A 5,876-nucleotide genomic window follows, 5' to 3' on the forward strand; every position below is an offset into this window, starting at 1 on the left:
ATGCGGGATATGAGATTGTTCACTCTGTCTTTTTTGAAACAGGGATGAAAACCCCCACAGAGATATGGACAACTATTGGGTTTATCTTTACTATTGTTCTCATTCAGTATGTTTTTTATTTTTATGAACTAAGAGCATCAAAACGACTGAAATCTCCAGGTGTTCAGGCAGATGCTATCAACTGGCTTGGTGATATTGGCGCAGGGATAATCGTCATCATCGGTCTTATTGCACATCACTATAAAGTTCCTTATGCACAGGAAGTCTCTGTCATTATTATAGTTGTGATGATTTTAAAAGGGGCATTTGATGTACTTAAAGAGGGAACGCTCTCTTTACTTGATGCAGCTGACATAGAGATGAACGATGCTATTGAAAAAATAGTGATGAGTGAGCCTGACATTACAAATATAAAAAGATTAAATGTACGCAAGTCAGGTAGTGTTTATTTTGCAGATATAGAATTGAGCGTGGCAGAGCTCAATGCTGCTAAAGCACATAAGAGCATAGATGAAGTGGTAGAAAAACTGCATAAGAATATTGATGCACTTGAGTCCGTTACTATTCATTATGAGCCAGAACATCCACCCTATGAAACAGTTGTCCAACTTTTAGATGAAAACAAAAAAGAACTGAGTCAAAATTTTGGAAGAACTGCCTGGCTAGAAGTAACACACTTAACAGAAAGGAAAAAACAAATTTCACAAGAGTTCATAAAAAATCCTGCCTTTAAAGCTGATCACGGTAAAGCATTTAGGCTTGTAGCTTTTTTGCTCTCTTTACACACAGACAAAATCATAATAGGAAATGTAAATATGGATGAAAATATTATGACACTTTTCGATGCTTTAAACATTGAAATCATACAACAAAACAAGGAGACAAAATAGTGAAAACAATAGTATTACTTATGGGAATTCTTTTCTCTATCAGTCTAAATGCAGAAGAAGCAATGCTTCAAGAGACACCTTTTACAGAGGTTTTGAGCCAAGTTACTAAACATAAAATGACTTTTATAGAAGTCGGCTCTGATAGCTGTCATAGTTGTCAGATTATGGGACGAAAGCTTTATAAAATCAAGCAGCAACATCCTGAGTACCCTATCTACTTTGTAAATGTGCACAAAGAAAGAAATGCGGCTTATAGACTTAGGGTGCAAATGATTCCGACACAGATTATTCTCGACAATAAAGGGTATGAAATTTACAGACATGTTGGAATTTTGCCTACAAAAGAAATTCATACACTCTTTCAACAAAAATTAAAAATAGACAAGATATAATTAATCAATTGGTTAGTTAATTAATTTAGGAGAAAATTATGAGTGAACACCATCACCACGATGTAAGTGGTAAAAATCTTTTTATTACCATTGTTTTAAATGTCATCATCACACTCTCACAAATTGTGGGAGGAATATTTTCAGGCTCACTAGCACTTCTGAGTGATGCAATGCACAACTTTAGCGATGTACTTGCACTTGTTATTGCTTATGTAGCTAACAGACTTGCAGCGCAACCAAATAACGAGTCAAAAACTTTTGGTTATAAACGAGCAGAGATACTTGCAGCACTTTTTAACGCTTCTGTACTTATCGGAATTGCAATCTTTCTTATCATCGAAGCATTTCATAAATTTTACCATCCAGAAGCGGTCAATTCCATTTGGGTAATTGGACTTGGTACACTTAGCATCGTGCTAAACGCAGCAAGTGTATTGCTCATCAAAGATGATGCACACGGTAATATGAATATGAAAGCAGCCTATTTGCACCTACTAACTGATGTCATGACAAGTGTTGCAGTTGTCGGTGGTGGAATTTTAATGTACTACTTTGGCATCTTTTGGATCGATCCGCTTATCTCTATGCTTATTGCTCTGTATCTAATTTGGGCATCATTTGGACTTGTAAAAGAGAGCAGTGCTATTTTGATGCAATTTACACCCGAGGGAGTAGATATAGATGATATAGTCAAAGCCATCGAAGAGGAAAAAGAGATAAAAGATGTGCATCATATTCATATCTGGAAACTCAATGACCACCAAATAAACCTTGAAGCACATCTTGATTTCAATGAAGACATAAACCTCTCAGAGTCAAACAGAGTCATAGATAAACTAGAGAAAAAACTTCATGATGCCTTTGATGTAGAACATACTACTTTTCAGTGTGAATATGAGAGAAAAGATTCCAAAAATGTAATAGCATAAACCGACTTTATGCTATTATTAGACTTCTTAAAAAGAAGTCTATTTTCTAACTTTTTTCTAACTTTATGCCAAAGGCGCAGTATTGTCACAAACAAAACACTCCTCACAAAACAGCAATAAACGCAACAATATTCTTTTCTTACTCATTTTTCTATTTATCGCAAGTGGCGTAGCTTACGCATTTTACTACTACCTTTATGCACAATATTATGAATCTACAGACGATGCCTATGTCTCTCAAAATATCATCTATGTAACACCCCAAACATCAGGAGTGGTCAAGCAGATTTTTGTCCATAAAACGCAGTATGTAACAAAAGGGCAACTTCTTGGACGACTCGATACAAGAGATGCAAATCTCTCATTTGAACAGGCAAAATCCACGCTAGCACAGACAGTTCGTAAAATAAAAGCACTCCATATTCAAGCAAAAGAGGCGCAGTTTAATGTAGCACTTGCTACGCTTAAAATGCAAAAAGCAGAAGCCGACTTTAAACGCAATCAGGTCTTAGAAAAGCACCATGCAATTGCCATTAATAGATTTGAACATTTGGAGTATGCCTACAAAGAAGCGAGACAAAATCTACACATTATGCGTCAAAAAGTAAAAGCAATTCAAGCAGTGATTAGAGATGTCAATATTACAAAAAATCCACAAGTTCAAAATGCCATTGTATCACTCAAACGCACTTATCTTACTCTTAAACGATGCAATATTTATGCTCCTCATAGTGGTATTGTCACGAAAAAGAATTTTAGCATTGGAGAAAATGTTTCACTCCAATCAACCCTTTTAGCAATTATTCCCACAGATGGATTTTGGGTAGATGCAAACTTCAAAGAGACACAACTTCGCCATATAAAAGTTAATCAAAATGTAAAACTCTACTCTGATTTGTATGGAAAAGATGTTGTTTATCATGGTAAAGTCGTGGGAATATCAGCAGGGACTGGAGCCGTTTTTTCACTTTTACCTCCACAAAATGCCACAGGAAATTGGATTAAAATTGTACAGCGTATTCCTATTCGTATCGCCTTAAATGCTAAAGAGCTTCAAAAGTATCCACTTCATGTAGGTAACTCGATGGTCGCTACAGTGGACATACACCAACAAGATAGAGATGCACTCTCTCAAATGAAAATTACTCAAAATAAAAACTTTTCAGCGATACTGTATAAAAATGCTATGCAAGAAGCAACAAATATGGCTCAAAAAATTATAAGGAAAAATATTTGAGTAAGGAGGAGAACCTTAGCTCTTTTTCAACACTACAACTCACAATTGCTACCTTGGCACTTGCACTTGCTACCTTTATGCAAGTTCTTGACACAACCATAGCCAATGTCTCCATCCCTGCCATTGCTGGGGATTTAGGAGTTACACCAGATCAAGGAACATGGGTCATTACTGCGTTTGCAGCGGCCAATGCCATCTTTATGCCCCTTACTGGCTGGCTCGCAAAACGCTTTGGAGAGGTACATCTTTTTGTAGCTTCTACCTTTTTATTTGCCCTTGTCTCTTGGCTATGTGGACTCGCACCTGATTACAATCTACTCATAGGAGCAAGGGTTTTACAGGGAATTGTAGCAGCTCCCATGATGTCACTCTCACAAAGTCTTCTACTCTCAATCTATCCAAAACACAAACAAGGTCTTGCACTTGCTTTTTGGGCAATGACTGCTACTGTTGGACCTATTGTCGGACCTCTTCTTGGTGGCTACATTACAGATAATTTTTCATGGTCATGGATTTTTTATATCAATGTACCCATAGGCTTTCTAAGTGCATTTATTGTTTGGAATATGCTCAAAGATCGTGAAACAACCATCTTGAAACTCCCCATAGATTTTACAGGTTTAGCCCTACTCATAGTTGGTGTTGCAAGTTTACAAATTATGCTCGATAAAGGAAACAATCTCGACTGGTTCAATTCGCCAACCATCATAATTTTAGCAATTACAGCAGTAGTAACACTCTCAATCTTCATAGTCTGGGAGATATTTGATGAACATCCTGTTGTTGATTTGACACTCTTTACAAACCGTAATTTTTCTGTAGGAACCATCGCCATAAGTCTAGGCTACACCATCTTCCTAGGTGGTGGTGTCATCTTTCCTCTATGGTTGCAAACGCAGCTAGGCTACTCTGCTTTTTGGGCTGGATTTGCCTCGGCAGGTGTGGGAGTATTTGCCTTTTTACTATCCCCTATTGTTGGCAGTAATCTCCACCGTTTAAACCTTCGCGTCCTTGTAAGTATCAGTTTTATTATTTTTGCAGCAAGCTATTACTGGATGGCACAATTTACGGTCAATATCACGCTTATGGATGCCTTTTTACCACGCTTACTTATGGGTGCAGGAATGGCAATGTTTTTTGTTCCACTTACAAGTATAATCATCTCTGAAATCGCCATCACTCGTATTGCATCTGCTATGGGACTTGTAAACTTTCTTAGAATTTTAGGTGGGAGTTTTGGTACTTCCATAGCCACAACAATGTGGGAGAGACAAGGCGATATTCACCATGCAGTCTATAGCGAAAATATTACAAGATTTTCACATGCAACGCAAGAATTTATGGACTCTTTACACCATATTGGCATCCCTGCCCTACCTACCATAAACCACATCATAGACCAACAAGCTTCAACACGAGCAAATGACGATATTTTACTTATTTCAAGCTATATCAGCATCGCACTTATTCTCTTAATCTGGTTTGCAAAACCACCATTTATGTCTAAAAAACCAAAAATTGTTGTGTTAGAGGAGTAGATTTTTCATTTTTAAGCAATAATTTACTTTTTAAATAGTACAAATAACTAATCAATTAGTTAATTAATAACAGTGGGGACACAATGAAGAAAAAAATTCTTAGTAATATTTTGCTTATATCAACTTCACTCTATGCTGATAGTGTCTCTTTCACCATCTACAATGATTTTTTTGCAGGGCATGATATGCACTTTACTAGTGCTGCTTCTTTAATTTGGCTTGAAGATAACCATACACAAAAAAATCCTTATAGTGATACTTTTACTTCCTTACTCCAAAAAATTTCCATTCCTATTGATACTACAAAACATCATAATGCAGGAATAAATCTTGAACAGATGATTGTAACACCTGAAAATACACGCCTAAAGACACCTCAATACAATGACTTCCCTTACACTGGGTATCTTGCTCTTTCTACTTTTTTACTTGAATGGAATCAAAGTAGCTTTACTGAATACAGTATAGAATTTGGAGTTATTGGTAAAGAATCAGGTGCAGAATTTATTCAAAATAGTTTCCATAAAATCATAGGCAATGCGCAACCTCAAGGTTGGAATACACAGCTAAATACTTACTTTAGCGTCAATTTACTTTGGCAACATGGAATAAAGTCTTGGCAAAGCACTCTTTCCGATTCAATAAAAGCTGATTGGTTTAACCATTACGGTGTCAGTGCTGGAAGATTTGATGTTTCTACTTTTGGTGGTACAGCTATTCGTATTGGACATAATTACATTCAAAACTTCAACACACATTATCCTTATTTAAAAGGAGAAGCAAATTTACTTCAACCTGATGATGTGGTGCATGGTTTTGGCTGGTCAGTAACTACAGGTTTAGAAACAAAAGCACTCTTATACTCAGCTATTTTGGATGGAGCTCTTAGC

The 5,876-nt window shown here is 36.5% G+C and carries 6 protein-coding genes; all 6 read left to right on the forward strand.

Annotation, left to right across the window (positions count from 1 at the left end; genetic code table 11):
- Window positions 1–890, forward strand: an 890-nt coding sequence (locus MVY38_RS00680; protein ID WP_297482317.1) for a cation diffusion facilitator family transporter, incomplete at its 5' end; no start/stop codon positions are given.
- Entirely contained in the window at window positions 890–1,282 is a 393-nt protein-coding gene (locus tag MVY38_RS00685) for a thioredoxin family protein (protein WP_297482320.1), read from the forward strand. The genes MVY38_RS00680 and MVY38_RS00685, both read left to right, overlap by 1 nt.
- A gap of 38 nt (window positions 1,283–1,320) precedes the next feature.
- Window positions 1,321–2,211 carry a cation diffusion facilitator family transporter gene (locus MVY38_RS00690; protein ID WP_297482323.1) on the forward strand — a complete coding sequence of 297 codons (891 nt, stop codon included), beginning with the start codon at window positions 1,321–1,323 and terminating at the stop codon, window positions 2,209–2,211.
- A gap of 82 nt (window positions 2,212–2,293) precedes the next feature.
- Complete coding sequence (locus MVY38_RS00695) at window positions 2,294–3,448, forward strand: efflux RND transporter periplasmic adaptor subunit (protein ID WP_297482326.1); 1,155 nt, start codon at window positions 2,294–2,296, stop codon at window positions 3,446–3,448.
- The gene (locus tag MVY38_RS00700; protein WP_297482328.1) at window positions 3,445–4,986 is read left to right on the forward strand and encodes a DHA2 family efflux MFS transporter permease subunit; all 1,542 of its coding nucleotides are present in this window, start codon (window positions 3,445–3,447) and stop codon (window positions 4,984–4,986) included. Before MVY38_RS00695 ends, MVY38_RS00700 begins: the two co-directional genes overlap by 4 nt.
- Window positions 4,987–5,069: 83 nt before the next feature.
- On the forward strand, window positions 5,070–5,876 hold an 807-nt coding region (locus tag MVY38_RS00705; RefSeq protein WP_297482331.1), incomplete at its 3' end, for a lipid A deacylase LpxR family protein.

Source organism: Sulfurimonas sp. (assembly GCF_027056685.1).
In the GTDB taxonomy this organism is placed as follows: Bacteria; Campylobacterota; Campylobacteria; order Campylobacterales; family Sulfurimonadaceae; genus Sulfurimonas.

What these genes read in the sequence shown, in the direction of transcription:
- MVY38_RS00690 (WP_297482323.1), top strand. Translation starts at nt 1,321, where the DNA reads ATGAGTGAACACCATCACCACGATGTAAGTGGTAAAAATCTTTTTATT.